Genomic DNA, 20,939 nt, shown 5'->3' with positions numbered 1-20,939 from the left:
GACCCCGAAAAAGATGCATAAAAGGATGTTTCTCCCTTACATTTTGGCTTAATATGTTAGCGCAAACTTTAACGTGTTGATTGGCGGGTGATTTCCTGCAGCACGGGTTTTGCAACAAGGGGAGGGAGAGACAGCAAGTGTATCTTGGTCTGGATCTGGGGACGTCCGGTCTCCGCGGAATTGTTGTCGATGAAAGTGGCCAGGTTCTTGCCGAGGCTGATGCAGGCGTTGAAACCTCAACACCACAGTCCGGGTGGTCGGAACAGGCGCCGGCGGATTGGGTGGAAGCATGCCAAAAGGTGGTTGCCCAATTGCGTACCGCGAATGGGGATGCGTTTTCCACTGTCCGGGCCATAGGTCTCAGCGGGCATATGCATGGTGCGACACTTCTGGATTCGAGTGGCAACGTTTTGCGGCCTTGTATCATGTGGAATGACACGCGGTCCGCGCCGGAAGCTGCCGCGTTGGACGGGACCCCAGAGATGCGCGCGATCACGGGGAATATCGTGTTTCCGGGCTTTACCGCGCCCAAACTTGAATGGGTGCGGCGACATGAGCCAGAGGTATTCGAAAAGGTTTCCAAGGTTCTGCTTCCAAAAGATTATTTGCGTTTGTGGCTGACTGGTGAATCTATCAGCGATTTGTCCGACAGTGCTGGCACCGCGTGGCTGGATGTTGGTCGCCGCGAATGGTCTGACACAGCGCTTGGGCATGGTCATATGCGTCGCGATCAGATGCCCGAACTGGTTGAGGGCAGCGCGATTGGAGGCCAGTTGCGGCCCGAGATATTGCAGAACTGGGGTTTGTCCGGGCCTGTGATTGTTGCCGGAGGGGCAGGCGACAACGCGGCGGCAGCCTGCGGCATTGGCAGCATAAACGAGGGGACGGGTTTCCTGTCGTTGGGTACCTCCGGGGTGATGCTGGTAGCAAAGGAAAGCTATGCACCCGCGCCGGAAACAGCGGTTCATTGCTTTTGTCACGCAGTGCCTGAACGTTGGATTCAGATGGGCGTGATTCTGTCGGCAACGAACAGCTTGAATTGGCTGTCCCGCAACTTGGATCAGTCTGTCGGGGCGTTGGCGTCAGCCTTGCCAGACAGGGTCGATGGGCCGTCGAGTACGGTGTTTTTGCCCTATCTGTCGGGGGAGCGGACCCCGCACAACGACAGTGCGATTCGAGGGGCATTCCTTGGTCTGGATATCGCCTCGGATCCGAAGGCTTTGACGCAATCCGTGATGGAGGGCGTTGCCTTTGCTATGCGCGATTGCCTTGAGGCGCTTAAAGGTACAGGAACAACACCTGAAAGCCTTTTGGTTGTGGGGGGTGGGGCACGATCTCGGTTCTGGCTGGAGACACTGGCGACCGTCCTGAACACTCCGCTTGCTCTGCCAAAGGGAAGTGAGTTCGGCGCTGCGATTGGCGCGGCGCGCCTGGCGGCTTGCGCATCTCAAGGGGCAGACCCGGCAGATGTCATGATACCTCCGGAAACTGCTGAGATCATCGCGCCCAGAACAGATCTGTGCGACGGTTATGAGAATGCCTATCAGCGGTATCGCCAGTATTACGCAGCCCTGTCGCCGTTCTCTGCGTCATGATGGCGGGACAAGGTGTCGAAACCATAGAACGGGTTGTGTTGGAAGACGGTGACATGTCTGTCTCCTTGCTCAGCTATGGTGCGATCACCCAAGGGTGGTGGATCGGGCAAACGCCGTTGATACTGGGCTATGATGCACTACAGGATTATCTGACGGACCCGTTTTATTTGGGTGCAATTGTGGGGCGCGTGGCCAACCGTGTCAGCGGGGCGACGTTCGCATTGCTGGGTGAAGTCCACCGACTGACGGCGAATGAAGGCAACAACACATTGCATGGCGGCCCGGTTGGCCTGTCCCAAGTGAATTGGACCGTCGATAAAATTGCTCCAAATCAAGCGGTTCTGTCGATGTATTCACCCGACGGTGATGGAGGGTTCCCCGGTGCGGTCCGGTTCGAGATAGGGGTTGAGCTGGCTTATCCGTGCCTGACCTACACGATCACCGCACATCCAGATCGGCCCGCGCCGATCAGTATCGCCCAGCACAATTATTACTCGCTTGGCTGCCCGCAGGGCATTCTGGAGTGCCGCCTTAAACTGAAAGCCACTCACTCTCTGGAATTGAACGAAAGCGCGATACCAACCGGCCGAATTCTGAACACTGATGCCGAAAACCTGAATTTCTCGCACAATCGTGTAATAGGGCAAGAAGCTGGCCATCTTGACCACTACTTTGTTTTTGAAAGCGGACGAGACGTGACCATGCCGGTTGCGGAAGTCGAAACACCGTCGGGTTTGCGAATGAATGTTTATTCAGATCAACCGGGCGCGCAGGTCTATGCTGCGGCGCATTTGTCTGATCCGTTCAGACCCGGGGCGGCGCTTTGCATCGAACCCGCCGGATACACAGACGCGGTGAACAACCCTACCTTTCCCTCTGTGATCTGCACGCCGGAAAAGCCCTATCATCAGAAACTTACGCTAGAGATTGTCGAGGGGCGAGCATGAGAGGTCAGATTTCGGCAACTGCTGCGGGCCTTTGGCTAACGGTGTCGGCGGTTCAGGCGCAGGATCTTGGACCGATTCCGAAATTTGTTGAGCCAGACCTGGAACGTGTCGAGCTGGGGCAGTTGTTGTTTTATGACCCCATCCTGTCAGGGAACAAAAACATCAGTTGCGCCACTTGCCATCATCCAAAACTGGGCACGTCTGACGGTCTTTCGCTTGGGATTGGTGAGGGCGGCGTGGGGCTTGGGGCTGAACGCAAGATCACTCAGGACAACACGCCCGAACAGCGGATCCCGCGAAACTCTCCGGGGCTGTGGAACCTTGGCGCGTTGGAGTTCACGACCTTTTTCCATGATGGGCGGCTTGAGGCTGATCCGTCACAACCCAACGGCATCAGAACACCGTTGGGAACGGATATGCGGCCCGGCTTTCAATCAGCCCTGGCCGCGCAGGCCATGTTTCCGGTGCTTTCACCCGACGAAATGGCAGGGCACTATTCCGAGAACGAAGTAAGCACGGCTGTGCGGCTGGGCTTGTTGACCCAAGAAGGCGGGGCCTGGGACCTGATCGCTGCACGTGTGGCCGCGATACCAGACTATTCAGAGCGGTTTGAAGAAATTGCGCCCGGGAAAGAGATCACCTTTACCGCCATCGCCAATGCTATTGCGGATTTCATTGCCTTTGAATGGCGGGCAGATAACAGCCTTTTTGATCGCGCGATGCGGGGTGAGACGACTCTGCCCGCGTCGGCACAATTAGGCATGACTCTGTTTTATGGTGAGGCGGGGTGCAGCAGCTGCCATTCCGGATGGTTCCAGACGGATCACAGTTTCCATTCCATCGCCTTGCCTCAGATCGGCCCAGGAAAAGCGGCCCGGTTCGAAAGCCATGTGCGTGATGACGGGCGGTTGCGCGTGACAGGGGATGCAGGGGATGCGTTTGCCTTTCGAACACCGTCGCTGCGGAATGTGACATTGACTGCACCTTACGGGCACAGCGGCGCATATGCGCAGCTTGAGGATGTGGTGCGCCATCATTTGGACCCGGTAGCAGCTTTACGCAGGTATTCGGTCGAGAAAGCCGCTCTGCCTGAATTTGATGGGGTAGAGGATGCCCAGTCCATGCAAGACCCTGCGCATGTCGAGGCAATTTCTGCTTCTAACGTATTGGTGCCGATCAGCCTGAGCGACGAAGACATCAGCGCCATCCTGAGTTTCCTCGGCACTCTGGAGGACCCGGCAGTGCGTTTGGGCGTGCCCAGCACGGTTCCGAGCGGTTTGCCCGTTGACCAATAGTCAGCGGGTAAGGTGTATCTCTTGATTTGAGCTGACGGTCTGCCAATCACTTGCTTCACCGTCGGGCCAGATCACCCTGATCTGCAAACTATCCGCATCGCCCAGACCAAAGTGGTGAAATCCAGCAATGCCACTGGCATGGCCGCCGCCAACTGTGACTTCACGGGTCTGCACTCCGGCGTCCGTTTTGACCTCGATGATGCTGCCAACAGCAGAGCGGTTGGGCTTCGATTGCCTCAAGTCCACCATCACCCAATTGCCATCCTGTGGCGCGTTCTGAAACACCTCCAGCGATGAGCCGCGATTGACCACCACCATGTCCAGCCAGCCATCCCCGTTCAGATCGGCCAACGCACCGCCGCGGGACTTTGCCAAAGAAGCCACGCCAGCTTCTGATGCTGTTTCGACAAATTGACCATTGTCGTTTTGCATCAGCAGGTTGTTTGGATCGGTTTGCGCAGCGTCGGGCATCTGTTCGACATTACCCTTGGCGACAAAAATATCGTCCAGGCCGTCGTTATTCACATCGCCAAACTGGGCGTGCCAGCCGGTTGAGGGACGACCATCGCCACCGGTATGCGGCCTGTGTGCCGTCGTCCCCCGATCATAGGTCGCGTCCCGCCATGTCGGCCCCGCAGTCGACGGATCGAAGGTCTGAAACTTCTGATCTCCCATCGAGGTCAGATAAACATCCGGAAACCCGTCTCCGGTCAGATCGCGTGAGGCTATGCCCATGCCCCAGATCGAATAGGGCAGCCATCCGTCCGCCTGCCCATAAAGACGCGGTATGTCCTCCATCGCCCATAATTGCTCTTGCCCATCGCGCACATAGTAGTGGCGGTCGTTGCTGACACGCAGATCCGCGCGCCCCGACCGCGCCCAGTCGGAAAACAGAATTGAAAGGGAACAGTGCCCGGGTTCCAGATGGATCGGAGCGCCATATGAGTTGCCATCCGGTCGGTACAGCAAGGTTGGCCCGCAGGTTTCAAATGGTCCATCCGGATCGCTGCGGTCAACATATGTGCCAAACGCCAATGTCGGCATAGCTTGCCCGCTTTCCCAAGTGGCCGAGAAACCCGTGGTCCAATGATCCTCAGAATCGAAGTTCAGCGTGTTGAAGGGTTCGAACGCGCAATCCGCCCCGCCGCGTAGCAACAGATCCGGACCCACGCGCAGAACCGCGAGGTCAAGCTGCCCGTCGCCATCCACATCCAGCGGGTATGCGCCGGTTACACCCGTTAGGGACAGCGCGCTGGGCGTGTCTGTCCGAAACCGAACGTCTTTCTCGGATACGTTTACAAATAATTGGGCGGGGTTGGAGCCTCCGGCGGCGAAAATCTCGGGACGGTCATCGCCATTACAGTCAAAAACAGCGACCCCACCGCCGACAAAATGCTCCCACCCGCCGTCATAGACGTGGGATGGGACGTCAACGCCAAGAAACTGCGGAGAAGGTGCATCCGCTGCAACGGTTGTCGCCGCGGTCAGCAGAAAAGCCAGACTAGTTCGCATTTGCCGCCAATTCCCTGACTTTCAGGATCGACACTTGTTCGATTCCATAAGCGGCCGCCCCTTTGGCCCACATTGAATCGCCCCAGTGATTCACTTTGATTTCGGGCAACGGTGCGTCGACGCTGACGACGCCGCTTTTGACGCGGGCCATGACTTCTTCTGAATGCAAATACTCAAAACTGCCTCTTGTGCCGGACAGGATAATGCACTCGGGGTCGAACAGGTTGATCAGGTTTGACAGGCCCATGCCAAACATCTGCCCGGCGCGTGACAAAACGGAAATTGACCGTGTGTCTCCGGCTTGAGCCGCTGAAAGAATGTCAGAAAGCGTTTTGGGGTCGGTCATCTGGCTTGCAATCGTGGCTTCACGGATCAGGGCATATTCGCCGACATAGGCCTCAAGGCAGCCGCGCTGACCGCACTGGCACAGCGCGCCGTCCAGTTGAACTTTCAGATGCCCGAACTCTGCCCCGCAACCGCGCTCACCGCGATAGAGCTTGCCATCAAACACGATACCCAGACCGATGCCGTGTTCGATGGTCACGACCAAAAAAGTCTTCAACCCTTTGCCCAGACCAAAAAGCTGTTCGGCCTTTGCCACCAGATTGGCGTCGTTTTCAATAAATGCGGGGCAGGGCAGAGCCTTGGACAGCAATGGGCTCAGGTTCACATTTCGCTCAGTCAAAGATGATGACCAATGTACAAAGTTTTTCTCTGCATCAATCAGCCCGGCGATACCGATGCAGACGCCCGACAGATCTGTGAGCGAATGGTTTGCTGCGCCACAGGCAAGGTCGAGCGCTGAGCGGATCATCCGCGTAAAAGCCTCGGGTGCCATACGCGCCTCGTCCAAGGGGTGGGTATAGGACCCGATTTCTGTACCTTCGAAGTCCACCAAAATGACCGAGATCTGATGCCGCGCGACTTTCACGCCAGCGATAATGTGGCAGCCGCCTTGCAGTTTCAGAAGCACACGCGGCCTGCCGCGACGTGCGGATTTTGACTGTGGCTCCCCCTCGGTTTCCTGGATCAAGCCGGCGGATAACAGGTCTGCCGTGGCGGACGTGATCGTTGCGGGGCTGGTGTCAAGCGCGGTGGCAATATCGATTCGCGAAATGGCACGGGTCGCGCGAATCTGGTCCAGCACACGCAGCCGGGTGGTGTTCCTTTGGTCCGTGGCGTTTGAAGAAGCTTTGCTTTTCAGCATCTTGCCCTCGCGATTCTGGTCATTTCCCAAACCTAGGCGGTTTTCATGCTTTCGGATAGCATAAATATTTTACCGACTGAAATAAATATGCTACTCAGAGTTATCGGGGCCACGAATCATGAAACGATGGCTCAATGAAACCGGGAGGAAATCATGAAACGAATTCTCAGCGCTTCCGCTGTAGCGGTATTGATGGGTACGGTCGCCTTTGCCGAACCTGTTGTGGGCGTTAGCTGGTCGAATTTCCAGGAAGAGCGTTGGAAGACCGATGAAGCCGCGATCAAAGCCGCGCTTGAGGCAGGCGGTGCCGAATACATTTCGTCGGATGCGCAATCGTCGTCGGCCAAACAATTGTCGGATGTTGAAAGCCTGATTGCCCAGGGCGTTGATGCGCTGATCATTCTCGCGCAGGATTCTCAGGCCATTGGTCCGGCGGTTCAGGCCGCTGCTGACGAAGGAATTCCAGTCATCGCGTATGACCGCCTGATCGAAGACGACCGTGCGTTTTATCTGACCTTCGACAACGTTGAAGTCGGCCGGATGCAGGCGCGTGCGGTGTTCGACGCGATGCCCAAAGGCAACTACGTGATGATCAAGGGTTCTCCCACCGACCCGAACGCGGATTTCCTGCGCGGTGGTCAACAAGAGATCATTCAGGGTGCCGTTGACAGTGGCGACATTGTAATTGTGGGCGAGGCTTACACCGACGGTTGGTTGCCAGCGAATGCGCAGCGCAACATGGAACAGATCCTGACCGCGAACGAGAACAACGTTGACGCGGTCGTGGCCTCGAATGACGGTACAGCTGGTGGTGTTGTTGCAGCACTGACCGCGCAAGGTATGGACGGCATTCCGGTGTCGGGTCAGGATGGCGACCACGCTGCGCTGAACCGCGTTGCTAAAGGTACGCAAACCGTCTCGGTCTGGAAAGACGCACGTGAGCTGGGCAAAGCTGCCGGTGAAATCGCGGTTGCGTTGACCAGTGGAACAAGCCCTGCGGATGTTGAAGGCGCGATCAGCTGGACCTCACCCGGTGGAACCGAGATGAATTCGGTCTTCCTGGCACCTGTGCCGATCACCAAAGAAAACCTGACCGTTGTGGTCGATGCTGGCTGGATTCCGCTGGAAGACCTGTGCCAGGGCGTCGAAAACGGCCCTGCGCCCTGTAACTAAACCAAGTTCCAAACCAAAACGTCTCTGGCCTGCAAGGGTGGGCCAGAGATCATAGCTGAACATGAAAGATCGGATATGACCGAAACTTCGTCTCAGCCGGTACCCCAAAAAGCAAAGACCAACCTGTTCCAGCAGCTGGAACTGGATATGCGGCTATTGGGCATGATCGGCGCCTTCATCATCCTGTGCATCGGCTTCAACATCTTTACGGATGGCCGTTTTCTGACGCCCAGAAATCTGTTCAACCTGTCGATACAGACCGTCTCGGTCGCCATCATGGCCTGTGGCATGGTGTTCATCATCGTGATGCGCCACATCGACCTGTCGGTCGGAGCTTTGCTGGCAACCACATCTGCCGTCATGGCGATGACCCAGACAGAGCTGTTGCCAAACGTGCTGGGAATAGGTTTGAACCACCCGGCGACATGGGCGATCACTCTGGTAGTTGGCCTGGTGGTGGGGACTTTGATCGGTGCTTTCCACGGTTGGATGGTGGGCTATCTGACCATACCGGCCTTTATTGTGACGCTTGGCGGATTTCTGGTCTGGCGCAACGTTGCCTGGTACATGACGGATGGCCAGACAATTGGACCGCTGGACAGTACCTTCCTGATGTTTGGGGGGACAAACGGGACGTTGGGCACAACAGTCAGCTTGCTGGTCGGCCTTGCGGCTACGGCAATTGCGATCTGGGCATTGTGGAGCGGCCGCCGATCCAAAGCTGCCCACGGGTTTCCTGTGAAACCTATGTGGGCCGAAACAACGCTGGCCGCGATCATCGGCATTGCCATTATGGGCTATGTCTTCATCGTCAACAGCTATGCGATCCCGACTCGCCGTCTTGAGAGGATGTTCGAAGCGCAGGGTGAGACCATGCCCGAGGGGCTGGTTGTCGGCTACGGCATTCCGATCTCGGTCCTGATCCTGATCCTTGTGGCCGTGACATTGACCGTTGTGGCCCGCAAAACCCGCTTTGGCCGCTATATCTTTGCCACGGGCGGCAACCCGGACGCAGCAGAATTGTCGGGCATCAACACTCGCATGATGACCGTCAAAATCTTTGCCCTGATGGGGTTCCTGTGTGCGTTGTCGGCGGTTGTGGCCTCGGCCCGTCTGGCCAACCATTCGAACGATATCGGTACGCTGGATGAGTTGCGCGTGATTGCCGCCGCCGTGATTGGTGGAACGGCGCTGTCTGGCGGTATTGGCACGATCTATGGCGCGATCCTTGGCGCATTGATCATGCAGGCGCTGCAATCAGGCATGGCCATGGTCGGCGTAGATGCACCGTTCCAGAACATCGTCGTCGGCTCCGTTCTGGTTTTGGCTGTCTATATCGACATCGTCTATCGCAAACGTCTGGGGGCGAAATGATGCAAGCTCAAGAAACACAGAAGCGAACTTCGGGTCGTGGGTCCGGCCAGCCGCCTTTGGTGGAAATGCGCGATATCTCGATTTCCTTCGGGGGGATCAAGGCGGTAGACCACGTTTCGGTCGATCTTTATCCGGGCGAAGTTGTGGGCCTTCTGGGCCACAACGGGGCAGGTAAATCCACCCTGATCAAGGTGCTTTCGGGCGCCTATCAGATGGATCATGGCGAGATTCTGATCGACGGCAATAAGGTTGAGATCAACAACCCCCGGGATGCTCGGGCGAACAATATCGAGACGATCTATCAGACGCTGGCACTGGCGGATAATTTGGATGCAAGCTCGAACCTGTTTTTGGGGCGCGAGATGGTCACACCTTTTGGTTTGGTCAACGACGCCGCGATGGAGGCCGAGTGCCGCAAGATCATGGCGCAGCTGAATCCGAACTTTCAGAAGTTCAACGATCCGGTCTCGGCCCTGTCGGGCGGTCAGCGACAATCGGTGGCCATTGCGCGCGCGGTGTATTTCAATGCACGCATCCTGATCATGGACGAACCCACGGCAGCACTGGGTCCACATGAAACGCAGATGGTGGCGGACCTGATCCAACAGCTAAAGGCGCAGGGGATCGGGATTTTCCTGATCGACCACGATGTGCACGCGGTGATGGAGCTGTGCGACCGGGCTTCGGTCATGAAGAACGGGCAACTGGTTGGCACCGTGGACATCCCAGACGTCACCGATGACGATCTGTTGTCGATGATCATTCTGGGCAAAAAGCCCGGCGAAAAGACAGAGTGAGGTGAACGAAATGACGAGCGGTTTCTTTCAGAGTATCGAACAGGTCCAATTCGAGGGCGAGGACAGCAGGAACCCGCTCGCATTTCGCCACTACAACCCGGACGAGATTGTCATGGGCAAGCGCATGGAAGATCACCTGCGTTTTGCCGTAGCGTGGTGGCACTCGTTCGCGTGGGAGGGTGGAGACCCGTTTGGCGGCCCCACCTTCGAGCGCCCCTGGCATCCGCAGGACGACATGGGTCGGGCCAAGATGAAGGCTGATGTCGCCTTTGAGATGTTCGATATCCTGGGCCAACCATACTTCTGCTGGCATGACGCCGACATTCGCCCAGAGCAAGGAAATTTCGCGGATAATCTGCGGACACTGAACGAGATCACCGATTATATCGGCGAAAAGATGCAGGTGTCGGGCACCAAGCTGTTGTGGGGCACTGCCAATATGTTCAGCCACCGCCGCTGGATGGGCGGTGCCAGCACCAACCCTGACCCGGATGTCTTTGCCTTTGCTGCCGCCACGGTGAAGTCCTGCATGGATGCCACCCATAAGCTGGGCGGCGAGAACTATGTGCTTTGGGGCGGGCGTGAAGGCTATGAGACGCTGCTCAACACCGACTTGAAGGCCGAGCTGGACCATATGGGCCAGTTCCTGAACATGGTGGTCGAATACAAGCACAAGATCGGGTTCAAGGGCGCGATCCTTGTTGAACCCAAACCGCAGGAACCGTCAAAGCACCAGTATGATTTTGACGCTGCCACCTGCATCGGGTTCCTGCGCAAGTATGGGCTTGAGGATGAGGTCAAATTGAACCTTGAACAAGGGCACGCGATCCTTGCCGGGCATAGCTTTGAACATGAGATTGCCGTGGCTGCAGCCGAAGGGATGCTGGGGTCCATCGATATGAACCGAAACGACTATCAATCGGGTTGGGACACGGATCAGTTCCCCAACAACACGCCCGAAGTCGCGTTGGCCTATTACCACATCCTGAAAGCAGGCGGGTTTACCTCAGGCGGTACCAATTTCGACGCCAAGCTGCGCAGGCAGTCCATCGATGCCGAAGATCTGATCGCCGCGCATGTGGGTGGGATGGACATCTGCGCCCGGGGTTTGAAAGCGGCGGCCGCGATGATTGAAGACGGCGGTTTGGAGCAAATGCTGGCTGACCGGTATTCGGGCTGGAAAACGCCCGAGGCGCAAGCGATGCTGACCACTGGCCTGGACGAGATTGCCGCGCTGGTGCTGGCCGAGGGGATAAACCCGCAACCGCGCTCCGGTCGTCAGGAAGTTCTGGAAAACTACGTCAACAGATTTGTCTAAGACGAAATCCGGGTGGGGGCGGTAAGCGCCGCCCCCGTGCTGGTCAATTGTCCTGAACGACTTGCTGGTGGACTTCGATCACATTGCCTTCGGGGTCGTGAAAGAACACCTGGTGCCACTCTTTTGCGAAAGTGGTGCCGTAGTCGGAATAGGGGATCCCGCGCTCATCCAGCATTTTGAGGAAAGCGGGCAGATCATCGGTGCGAAAGGCGATATGGCCACGCTCGACCGGGTTGATCACTCGCCCGTTCTTGAAGGCCACGTCAAAGGCGCGTTCGGCCAGATGCATCTGCATGTTGCCCTCTGTCGCAAAGCGGATTTTGCCGTCATAGCCTCTCTTGCTGTTGGCCTCGGTGCGCGGGAAGTTGTCCTGCGGGATATCATCCAGACCCAGCACATTTGTGTAAAAATCATGCATACGATCAACGTCATCAGCCACGAAGTTGATGTGGTGGAATTCCAGTTTCATGCTCTGCTTTCGCCTTGGATCATCAGTGTTTCGGCTGTTCTAACACGCCCTTGCGGGGCTGTGGATGCCAAAACAGGACGATAGGCCGTGTCAGGCGGCCGACCTCATCAGCAAAGCTTGGGATGAAACCGTTGACGCGTGGCGGTGATCTGTGATGCTGGCTCGGTAGAACACAGAGCATGACAGGTTAGAATGTCCAACCAATCCCAAACCGAAGCCGTATTCCTCAGCGGCAGTCTGATGCGGCATGTCACCCGCATGTCGTTGACGACGAGTATCGGATTGATGGCCATCTTTGCCGTCGACTTTGTGGACATGGTCTTCATTTCGATGCTGGGCAACGACGCGCTGGCGGCGGCAGTGGGCTATGCTGGAACACTGCTGTTTTTCACCAATGCGATCAATATCGGCCTTTCTATATCCGCCGGTGCGCTGGTGGCGCGTGAACTTGGGGCGGGACGAGCCGAACAGGCCCGGCACTATGCGTCCAGTGTGGCGGTGCTGGGTCTGATCGTTGGGTTGGTCGTTCCGGTGTTGGTCTTGTTGAACCTCAGCCATCTGCTGTCACTGCTTGGCGCGGAAGATGAGGTTCTGAGGCTGGCGATGCGTTATGTCTCGATCATCCTGCCGACAATGTGCGTCATGTCGATTGCGATGGCGGCTATGGCCGTGCTGCGCGCCCATGGCGATGCGCGGCGGTCGATGATGGCCACGATCTACGGCGGTGTGGTGAATGCAGTCTTGGACCCGATCCTGATTTTTGCCGTGGGGCTGGGACTGGATGGGGCCGCGATAGCCTCGGTACTGGCGCGGCTTTGCATGTTGGGGGCGGCCTTATGGCCTGCGCTGCGGGTGCATCAAGGGTTTGCGCGCCCGTCGCTCAAACAAGTGAAGCAGGACTTGCGCCCCGTGCGAGCCATCGCAATTCCTGCCGTTCTGACGAATGTGGCCACACCGATCGGGAATGCCATCGTGGTGCGAGAAATTGCGCAATATGGAACGGATGCGGTGGCGGGTATGGCCGTCATAGGGCGGCTGCTGCCAGTTGCCTTTTCGGTCATCTTTGCCCTATCGGGCGCAATTGGGCCAATCATCGGACAGAATTTCGGGGCAGAGAAACTCGATCGCGTGCGCGCCGCCTTTCTGGCCGGGATCAAATTTACTGCGCTATATGTTCTGGTCATGGCCGCGATCTTGTTTCTGCTGCGGGCTCCGATTGCGGATTTGTTTGCGGCGCAAGGTGAAACCCGGGTTCTGATTTACCTGTTCTGTGGGCCTCTGGCGCTGGCATCGTTTTTTAATGGTGTGATTTTTGTATCAAATGCCAGCTTCAACAATCTTGGACATCCGGTCTATTCCACATGGATCAATTGGGGGCGTCACACGATTGGAACGTGGGTGTTTGCAACCATCGGGTCCAATCTTGCAGGGGCGTCCGGTGTTCTGCTGGGCCAGGCCTTCGGAGGCGTTATTTTTGCCATAATCAGCTGGGTTATGGTCGAGCGTGTGGTGGCGCGTTTGGGACGTGCTCACGCGCCCGAGCCGTTTGTGGATCAAGGTCGGATCCACTCTCTGTTCGGGCGTCGTGGCTGGTAAAGCGACGGCATCAATTGCCCTGATTGCGCGCTTCAAGACGTTCCAGATTGACCACGGTCGACAGCATCAGGCGATCATGGCTCCAGCCTTGAGTCTGCTGGATCGAAGCTGCCCCCAGCGCCAGAAGGGTGGCGAAGGTCAGTGACATGCCAAGGAACAACGCGGGCAGGGGAGCTTCGGCGGGTTGTGCATCGGTCAATGCAATCACACGCTGACGCAGCACACGCTTGGCTCTCCCACCGGTTACGAAAGCGACATTCAGAACGCGCGGATTTCGGGCTGAAACTGTCCGCGCACAATAGTCCAACAGGCACGTTGTGTATTCACGCGCATCGATCCTTTTGCGCGCGACGACAGACTGGTCACAGGCAAGTTCTCGCAACCGGCCGAACTGATACTTGAGCATCAAGTAGGCGGGGTTCCAAAACAGCAATGGGCGCAGAAGTTCAAAACCCAGTTCCCATTCTACATCGCCGGCCCGAATGTGTTGAAACTCATGCGCCAGCGCAAAGCGCAACTCGCGTGGTGTGTCCAGCAGATGGCTGGGCAGAACGACATGGCGGCGGCGTAGCCCGCGTACCGCAAATGGCACAGTAATACGATCAGAAAGGCGTATATCCACTTTTGCCGATTGCCGCCAAAGGAAGCTGGATTTGACCGTCTGACGGATCATCATTGCGTCCCGAAAGGCGCGACCGGCGAACACAGCCGCTACAAGAGTGAACAGAGTGGCAAGCACCGTGATCGCGGGCTGTTGTCCTGACAAAGCAAAATCGACCCACCTTTCGCGGGTATTCAGCATGGCTTCGAACTGTGTGGCAGGCATGGCGATGTCGCCGCGCAGATAGGCTGCCACCGCGATATCACCAAGGGCGACAGCGCTCCCCGGCCATGCGTAAGCGGCCAGATATGATACGCCCAATGCAAGAAAAGGGCTGACCAGAATGCAAACGCACAGAACCTTGAGTGCGCGCAATTGTGCGACGTAGCCATGGCGCAGGCTGGTGCGGGTCAGGGCAGCACGCGCCAGCAACCAAATAATGGCCGACAAGGCCAGCACGATGTTGAGTTCGATATATGCGTCGAGAACCGGTCTAACCGCTGTCATTTTGCAGTCTCCTCTCTACCAGTGCTCGAATTTCCTCAAGATCGGCTTCGCTCAGCCCGGCATCATCGACAAGCCGCGCCACCAGCGTGGCTGGGGTGTCGTCGAACAATGTGCGGGACAGGTTTTGCAGCGAACGGGCCTGATATCTGTCCTTTTCCAGAAGCGGCGTATAGATCAGGGTCTTCCCTGCCTTACGGCTTTCCACAAAACCCTTTTCATCCAGAATACGCAGGATCGTGGCACCGGATGTGTAGGCCAGATTGCGTTCTGAGGGCAGGCGGTCCAGGACATCGCGCACCGAGCCTTCCCCGAGGGCCCAGAGCTCGTTCATGAACTCCAGTTCGACCTCGGTCAGCAGATTTGTCGTCTTTTTCTTTCGCATCGATCTCGGTGCCGTCATGTTTAGTATGCCTGACAGACAAGCATCCTTTCGCTGTTTCGCAAAGCTTAAACTTTCCAGAAGACGAAGATACCCCAGCCGACGGACAGGAAAAGCGGCGTCCAGACAGGTTGTCCGACAATTCCCAACCAGGCGAGGAAGATATATGCCGAGCCAAGCAAGGTGATGAACAGCCGATCGCCCAACGTGGTTGTCAGCCCCAGCACACCACGCCGTTCGATCCCGTCGCGGTACTTGAAGCCTTCGAGCAGACCGATCACGGCAATGGCCGAGAAGATACCCACGAACAAGGCCAGAGTTGCTGGCGTCCATGCCATCCAGAAATCGGGCCAGAGCGGATCGGTCCAAGAGAACCCTTTTTCCTCTTGCTGTCCGACGTTGCCCCAACCGGCTTGCTGGGCGAAGGCCATGGTGGGCAGGAAGGGGAGGGTGAGAAGAAGAAGTTTACGCATATTGAACCTCACACGCGTCCCATCGCGAAACCACGCGCGATGTAGTTGCGGACAAACCAGATGACGATCGCGCCGGGGATGATGGTCAGGGTACCGGCAGCAGCCAGCAGGCCCAGTTCATACCCTGCGCTGGATGCGGTGCGTGTCATCACGGCTGCGATGGGTTTTGCCTCGACCGCAGTCAGGGTTTTGGCCAGCAGCATTTCCACCCACGAGAACATGAAGCAGAAGAAAGCCGCGACGCCGACGCCTGCTTTGATGTTGGGCAAGAAGATCGTCACGAAGAAGCGCGGGAAGGAATAGCCGTCGACATAGGCTGTTTCATCCAACTCCTTCGGGATGCCGCGCATGAAGCCTTCCAGAATCCAAACCGCCAGCGGCACGTTGAACAGTGTGTGGGCCAGCGCCACTGCCAGATACGTGTCAAACAGACCGATGGAGGAATAGAGCTGAAAGAAGGGCAGCGCGAAGACCGCCGCCGGGGCCATCCGATTGGTCAGCAGCCAGAAGAACAGCTGCTTGTCACCCAGAAACCGATAGCGCGAAAACGCATAGGCAGCGGGCAGGGCGACACAGACCGAAAGCACAGTGTTCAGCGTCACATAGATGATCGAGTTGATGTAACCCCAATACCATGTCGGATCGGTGAAGATGGTGATGTAGTTCTCCAGCGTGAAGGTCTGGGGAAACAGGGAAAAACCCGACAGGATCTCGTTCGTGGTCTTGAAGGACATTGCAACCAGCCAATAGATCGGCAGCATCAGGAACGCGATATAGAGGATCGGGATAAGGGACCGCTTCTTCATTGCGCGTCATCCTTTGTCATCAGAGTGTAGAAGACCCAAGAGACCAGCAGCGTGATAGCGAAATAGATCAGGCTCATCGCCGCCGCGGGGCCAAGGTCGAACTGTCCCAACGCGATCTTCACAAGGTCGATCGACAGAAGGGTGGTGGAGTTGCCGGGGCCGCCGCCGGTCAGAACGAAGGGTTCGGTATAGATGTTGAAGCTGTCCATGAAGCGCAGCAGAATGGCGATGGTCAGGACGGTTTTCATCTTGGGCAGTTGGATGTAGCGGAACACGGACCACGGGCTGGCGCCGTCGATCTTGGCCGCCTGATAGTAGGCGTCCGGGATCGAGACGAGGCCCGCATAGCACAGCAGCACCACCAGTGAAGTCCAGTGCCAGACATCCATGACGATGACGGTGATCCAGGCCGACAATGGCTGTTGCGTCATGTCATAGTTGATGCCAAGGACATCATTCAGGAAGTATCCCAGCAGGCCGATCTTGGGCAGGGTAAAGATGTTCCACATCGAGCCGACCACGTTCCAAGGGATCAGCATGGGCAGGGCCATCAGGACCAGGCAAACCGGCACCCAAAAGCCTTTGCGCGGCATTGACAGGGCCACGATGATGCCCAGAGGGACCTCGATTATCAGGATCAGGAAGGTGAACAGGAATTGCCGCCCCAGAGCAGCCTGAAACCGGTCGGACCGCAGAATCTGTTCAAACCAGCCCAGTCCTTCCCAGAAGAACTGGTTGTTGCCGAAGGTTTCCTGCACCGAGTAATTGACCACCGTCATCATCGGAACAAGTGCGTTGAACGCGACCAGCGCCAGCACCGGCAGGACAAAGAACCATGCCCTTTGGTTTTCCGTTCTCATTGCGCCCGCTCCTGAGTTGCGATCCAGCCGTCACGGTAGACGCGGGATTGTTCTGGTTTGAATTGCAGGAAGACCTGCGACCCGGGTTCAGGGACCTCGTGTTCCGTAACGGCCTTAAGGGCGGTGTTGCCGACCATCGCGCTGACCACAAAGTGACGGCCAATGTCCGAGACCTTGGTTACATGCGCCGGGATGCCCGTGTCGCCGAAGCCCACATACTCGGGGCGGATACCCAGATCAGTGCGACCGCCGTCGCCGTGGGATGGGCCTTCCAGCAACACCTCGTGCCCTTCAAACAAGGCACGGTCGCCTTTTGCCTCACAGGGCAGGACATTCATTCCGGGCGAACCGATAAAGTGACCGACAAATGTGTGCTGAGGGCGTTCGAACAGTTCGACCGGTGTGCCGATCTGAACCACTTCTCCCTCCTGCATCACGACCACTTCGTCTGCAAAGGTCAGCGCCTCGGTCTGGTCGTGGGTCACGTAGATCATCGTCGCTTTGACGCGCTGGTGCAGCTCTTTCAGCTTCGATCGTAGTTTCCATTTCAGATGCGGGTCGATCACAGTCAGCGGTTCATCAAACATCACCGCGTTTACGTCGTCACGGACCAGACCGCGCCCCATCGAAATCTTCTGCTTGTTGTCCGGGCTCAGACCCGAAGCCTTGGTGTTCAGCATGTCCGTGACGTCCAGCATCTCGGCAATCTCATCGACGCGACGCTTGATCGTCGCGGGGTCAACGCCTCGGTTCTTCAGCGGGAAGGTCAAATTCTCACCCACGGTCATCGTGTCGTATATCACTGGGAACTGGAACACCTGTGCAATGTTGCGCTGATCCGGGGGCAGGGCGGTGACGTCCTGACCGTCGAACAGAATTTGCCCTTCGGAGGGCATCAGCAGGCCCGAGATGATGTTCAGCAGCGTGGATTTGCCACAACCCGACGGCCCGAGCAGAGCGTAGGCCCCACCGTCGCGCCATGTGACGTCGATTTCCTTGAGCGCATAGTCCTCGGGGCCCTTCGGTGCGGGCATATAGCTGTGTCGCAGGTTTGAAAGCTTTATCTGTGCCATGTCAGACCACCCTCTTGCCGTCTTGGTCGAAATACCGGCAATGGGCCGGGTTCATGTAGAAACTGTGATCCTCGCCGACCTGATAGGGGTGTACACCGGTAGCCAATGAAACCCAGGCGTCATCCCCATGTTGGAAATGCGCGCTGGAATCCGAACCGGACAGTTCCGTCACGATCACGCGGCCCGTCAGCTCCACATCAGCGTCAGACGTACGGAACGGCGTCACGCGATGAGGGCGCACGGCGACCATATACTTTCCATCGGCCATGTCAGAAACTGCCCAACCACCACCGCCTGCCAGTTGCGCCCGAGCGTCTGATACGGTGATTTGCGCCACGTTGATCGGCGGGTCCGAGAACACCCGCGCGGCGGCGATGTTTTCAGGGTTGCGGTATATGTCTGCGGTTGGACCGAATTGGGTCACACGGCCATCTTCCATCAATGCAGTGTAACCGCCCAGCAAAAGGGCCTCTTCGGGTTCTGAAGTGGCGTAAACCACGACTGCGCCACGGCCTGCGAACAAATCAGGCAGTTGTTCGCGCAGTTCTTCACGCAGTTTGTAGTCAAGGTTGGCCAGCGGCTCATCAAGGAACACGGCGCGGCTCTCTTTCGCAATTGCGCGGGCCAGTGCCGTTCGTTGTTGTTGCCCGCCTGACAGCTCATGAGGGCGGCGGTGCAGCATGGGGCGTAATTGAAGCAGATCGGCGGCCTCTTCCACGCGACCTTCGATCTCAGATTTCGCCATGCCCGCCACACGTAGCGGCGAGGCGATGTTGTCGAATACGGTCATATGCGGGTAGTTCACGAAGAACTGGTGCACCAGGCTGATCTGCCGCTTTTGCGTGTTCAGCCGTGTGACGTCCTGACCATCCATCAGGACCTTGCCCGAGGCGATCGGGTCTAGCCCGGCCATCATCTTGATAAGAGAGGTCTTGCCCGATCCCGTCGCGCCCAGCAGCACATTGAAATGGCCGGTTTGTAGCGCCAGGTTCGTGGGCTTAATATGGATGACGTTACCGACCCGTTTGGTCGCGTCTTGAAGTTCAATCATGTCCGTGGATTCCGGTCCTTCAGTGCACCGCACTGGCCTTGGTGTGGGGATGCCGCAAACGGCACCCCCGGTTTCAACAGCTTACTGAGACTGCCAGCGCTGAACCAGTTCGTCATAGTTGACGGTCTGGCCCTGCGGCTTTTCGTTCTCAAGCTTGGCCTTGGGTGAACCTGCTTTTTCCAGCCAGAAGGCGGGATCCTGTGGTTCGTTCAGGCGCGGTCCGCAACCGCCATAGACGTTGGCAGCCTCATCTGCGGCCTGCATACGGCCCATGGTGATGTCCATCTCTTCAGCCAGACGATCCATCGCCTCTTGCGGGGTGAAGGCACCCGAGTTCACGTCACCGATCTGCTGCCACCAGATCTGGGCAAGCTTCGGATAATCAGGAACGTTGATGCCGGTCGGCGACCATGCCACACGGTCAGGCGAACGATAGAACTCGACCAGACCACCCAGCTTGGGTGCACGTTCGGTGAACGACTCGTGGTTGACCGAACTGTCGCGGATGAAGGTCAGACCCACATGGGACTTCTTCACATCGACAGTCTTGGACGTCACGAACTGGGCATAAAGCCAAGCTGCCTGCGCACGATCTGAGGGGGTCGATTTCAGGAACGTCCAAGAACCCACGTCCTGATACCCAACTTTCTGGCCATCTTCCCAGTATGGGCCATGCGGGCTGGGTGCCATCCGCCACAGCGGCGTACCTTCGTCGTCCACGGTGTTGTTGCCTTCAGACTTCGGCTTCACCATGTCGGCGGTAAAGGCAGTGTACCAGAAGATCTGCTGGGCCACGTTGCCTTGGCTGAGCGCGGGCAGCGACTGGTAGAAGTCATAAGACGCCGCACCCGGAGGCGCATAGGCCCGCAGCCATTCGTCCCATTTGCGGATCGCATAGACCGCCGCTGGACCGTTCGCTGCACCACCACGCGACACCGAAGCGCCGACCGGGTTACAGGTGCCCGCTTCCATGCGGATGCCCCATTCGTCGACGGGGATGCCATTGGGTTCGCCCACATCGCCAGCACCAGCCATCGACAGCCAGGCGTCGGTCATACGCCAGCCCAGGTCAGGCGCGCGCTTGCCGTAGTCCATGTGGCCGTAGATCGTCACACCGTCGACTTCTTTCACGTCATTGGTGAAGAACTCGGCGATGTCCTCATAGGCCGACCAGTTGACCGGAACGCCCAGATCATAGCCATACTTTTCCTTGAATGCGGCCTTGTTGGCCTCATCATCGAACCAGTCCTTGCGGAACCAGTAGAGGTTCGCAAACTGCTGGTCGGGCAGCTGATACAGCTTGCCGTCCGGACCAGTGGTGAACTGAATGCCCATGAAGTCATCCAGATCCAGCGTCGGCGAGGTCGTACCCGCCCAGTCGCCGCCCATCATGTCGGTCAGCGGGTAGGCCAGTTGCAGACGCGAGTGCGTACCGATCAGGTCACTGTCGTTGACATAGCCATCATACAGGTTCCGGCCCGTTTGCATCTGGGTCTGAACGGCCTGAACCACTTCGCCCTCACCGAGGATCTGGTGGTTGACCTTGATTCCAGTGATTTCTTCGAATGCCTTGGTCAGAACCTCGGACTCGTAAGAATGGGTCGGGATGCCCTCGGACAGGACGTTGATTTCCATGCCAGCATAGGGTTGTGCAGCTTCGATGAACCACTGCATTTCACCCATCTGTTCGTCTTTCGACAAGGTCGATGGCTGGAATTCGTCGTCGATCCAACGTTGTGCTGCGGCTTCGTCGGCCCAAGCAGGACCGTGCCCCGCAATGACGGCAGCCGCCGCCACTGCGGAAAGTAGATGTCTCCGCATCTGTCTCCTCCCAAAGATTGTGGTTTCCGGCGTAAACCGGATGCCGGACAGCATCAGCGATTTTTTGCGTATGTGTCAAACTAAA

19 protein-coding genes are annotated in these 20,939 nt (G+C 57.4%); 8 read left to right on the top strand and 11 right to left on the bottom strand.

The window, feature by feature from the left end:
* The first annotated feature begins 137 nt into the window (after positions 1–137).
* From xylB to AC2FJZ_RS02565, 3 genes are read left to right on the top strand one after another with little or no spacing between them, the layout of a single operon-like run.
* Entirely contained in the window at positions 138–1,595 is a 1,458-nt protein-coding gene (gene xylB / locus AC2FJZ_RS02575) for a xylulokinase (RefSeq protein WP_496775963.1), read from the top strand.
* A complete protein-coding gene (locus AC2FJZ_RS02570) occupies positions 1,592–2,542 on the top strand; it encodes an aldose epimerase family protein (protein WP_496775962.1) in 951 nt (316 codons plus the stop codon). The genes xylB and AC2FJZ_RS02570 overlap by 4 nt, the downstream gene beginning before the upstream one ends.
* A complete protein-coding gene (locus tag AC2FJZ_RS02565; RefSeq protein ID WP_496775961.1) occupies positions 2,539–3,837 on the top strand; it encodes a cytochrome-c peroxidase in 1,299 nt (432 codons plus the stop codon). The genes AC2FJZ_RS02570 and AC2FJZ_RS02565 overlap by 4 nt, the downstream gene beginning before the upstream one ends.
* Here AC2FJZ_RS02565 and AC2FJZ_RS02560 read toward each other — a convergent pair whose 3' ends face one another.
* Together AC2FJZ_RS02560 and AC2FJZ_RS02555 are read right to left on the bottom strand one after the other, a co-directional pair.
* On the bottom strand, positions 3,838–5,349 hold the full coding sequence (locus AC2FJZ_RS02560; RefSeq protein WP_496775960.1) for a CRTAC1 family protein: 1,512 nt from the start codon (positions 5,347–5,349) through the stop codon (positions 3,838–3,840). It lies immediately after the preceding gene.
* Complete coding sequence (locus tag AC2FJZ_RS02555) at positions 5,339–6,556, bottom strand: ROK family transcriptional regulator (RefSeq protein ID WP_496775959.1); 1,218 nt, start codon at positions 6,554–6,556, stop codon at positions 5,339–5,341. The genes AC2FJZ_RS02560 and AC2FJZ_RS02555 overlap by 11 nt, the downstream gene beginning before the upstream one ends.
* A gap of 192 nt (positions 6,557–6,748) precedes the next feature.
* Between AC2FJZ_RS02555 and xylF the strand changes: the two genes are divergently transcribed.
* The 4 genes from xylF to xylA all read left to right on the top strand — a co-directional run bounded on the left by xylF (position 6,749) and on the right by xylA (position 11,218).
* Complete coding sequence (gene xylF / locus AC2FJZ_RS02550) at positions 6,749–7,729, top strand: D-xylose ABC transporter substrate-binding protein (RefSeq protein WP_496776124.1); 981 nt, start codon at positions 6,749–6,751, stop codon at positions 7,727–7,729.
* Positions 7,730–7,804: 75 nt separating this feature from the next.
* Positions 7,805–9,103 (top strand): sugar ABC transporter permease, encoded by a 1,299-nt coding sequence (locus AC2FJZ_RS02545; protein WP_050602728.1) that lies wholly within the window; start codon positions 7,805–7,807, stop codon positions 9,101–9,103.
* Positions 9,103–9,900, top strand: coding sequence for an ATP-binding cassette domain-containing protein (locus AC2FJZ_RS02540; RefSeq protein WP_050603012.1), 798 nt, complete (start codon positions 9,103–9,105; stop codon positions 9,898–9,900). Before AC2FJZ_RS02545 ends, AC2FJZ_RS02540 begins: the two co-directional genes overlap by 1 nt.
* Positions 9,901–9,910: 10 nt before the next feature.
* Positions 9,911–11,218: a xylose isomerase gene (gene xylA, locus AC2FJZ_RS02535; RefSeq protein WP_496775958.1), complete on the top strand. Its 1,308-nt coding sequence runs from the start codon at positions 9,911–9,913 to the stop codon at positions 11,216–11,218.
* Between the two features lie 43 nt (positions 11,219–11,261).
* Here xylA and AC2FJZ_RS02530 read toward each other — a convergent pair whose 3' ends face one another.
* A complete protein-coding gene (locus AC2FJZ_RS02530) occupies positions 11,262–11,687 on the bottom strand; it encodes a VOC family protein (protein ID WP_496667902.1) in 426 nt (141 codons plus the stop codon).
* A 192-nt stretch (positions 11,688–11,879) separates the two neighbouring features.
* Here AC2FJZ_RS02530 and AC2FJZ_RS02525 point away from each other — a divergent pair, with 192 nt between their 5' ends.
* On the top strand, positions 11,880–13,283 hold the full coding sequence (locus AC2FJZ_RS02525) for an MATE family efflux transporter (RefSeq protein WP_496667903.1): 1,404 nt from the start codon (positions 11,880–11,882) through the stop codon (positions 13,281–13,283).
* Between the two features lie 10 nt (positions 13,284–13,293).
* Here AC2FJZ_RS02525 and AC2FJZ_RS02520 read toward each other — a convergent pair whose 3' ends face one another.
* From AC2FJZ_RS02520 to AC2FJZ_RS02485, 8 genes are all read right to left on the bottom strand, one after another.
* On the bottom strand, positions 13,294–14,391 hold the full coding sequence (locus AC2FJZ_RS02520; RefSeq protein ID WP_496775957.1) for a M56 family metallopeptidase: 1,098 nt from the start codon (positions 14,389–14,391) through the stop codon (positions 13,294–13,296).
* Positions 14,378–14,773 carry a BlaI/MecI/CopY family transcriptional regulator gene (locus AC2FJZ_RS02515; RefSeq protein WP_050602724.1) on the bottom strand — a complete coding sequence of 132 codons (396 nt, stop codon included), beginning with the start codon at positions 14,771–14,773 and terminating at the stop codon, positions 14,378–14,380. The genes AC2FJZ_RS02520 and AC2FJZ_RS02515 overlap by 14 nt, the downstream gene beginning before the upstream one ends.
* Before the next feature lie 65 nt (positions 14,774–14,838).
* Positions 14,839–15,243 carry a DUF2160 domain-containing protein gene (locus AC2FJZ_RS02510; protein WP_050602723.1) on the bottom strand — a complete coding sequence of 135 codons (405 nt, stop codon included), beginning with the start codon at positions 15,241–15,243 and terminating at the stop codon, positions 14,839–14,841.
* 8 nt (positions 15,244–15,251) lie between these two features.
* Positions 15,252–16,049, bottom strand: a complete 798-nt coding sequence (locus tag AC2FJZ_RS02505) for a carbohydrate ABC transporter permease (protein ID WP_496667905.1) — start codon at positions 16,047–16,049, stop codon at positions 15,252–15,254.
* Entirely contained in the window at positions 16,046–16,909 is an 864-nt protein-coding gene (locus AC2FJZ_RS02500) for a carbohydrate ABC transporter permease (protein ID WP_496667906.1), read from the bottom strand. Before AC2FJZ_RS02500 ends, AC2FJZ_RS02505 begins: the two co-directional genes overlap by 4 nt.
* Positions 16,906–17,982: an ABC transporter ATP-binding protein gene (locus tag AC2FJZ_RS02495; protein ID WP_496775956.1), complete on the bottom strand. Its 1,077-nt coding sequence runs from the start codon at positions 17,980–17,982 to the stop codon at positions 16,906–16,908. The genes AC2FJZ_RS02500 and AC2FJZ_RS02495 overlap by 4 nt, the downstream gene beginning before the upstream one ends.
* Before the next feature lies 1 nt (position 17,983).
* Positions 17,984–19,033 carry an ABC transporter ATP-binding protein gene (locus AC2FJZ_RS02490; RefSeq protein ID WP_496667909.1) on the bottom strand — a complete coding sequence of 350 codons (1,050 nt, stop codon included), beginning with the start codon at positions 19,031–19,033 and terminating at the stop codon, positions 17,984–17,986.
* Positions 19,034–19,114: 81 nt separating this feature from the next.
* Positions 19,115–20,854, bottom strand: a complete 1,740-nt coding sequence (locus AC2FJZ_RS02485) for an ABC transporter substrate-binding protein (RefSeq protein ID WP_050602718.1) — start codon at positions 20,852–20,854, stop codon at positions 19,115–19,117.
* Between the last annotated feature and the right edge of the window lie 85 nt (positions 20,855–20,939).

This window comes from Ruegeria sp. CDSA079, from assembly GCF_059612245.1.
The sequence above is the reverse complement of the archived record's forward strand: the minus strand, read 5'-3'. Positions and strand labels throughout refer to the sequence as shown.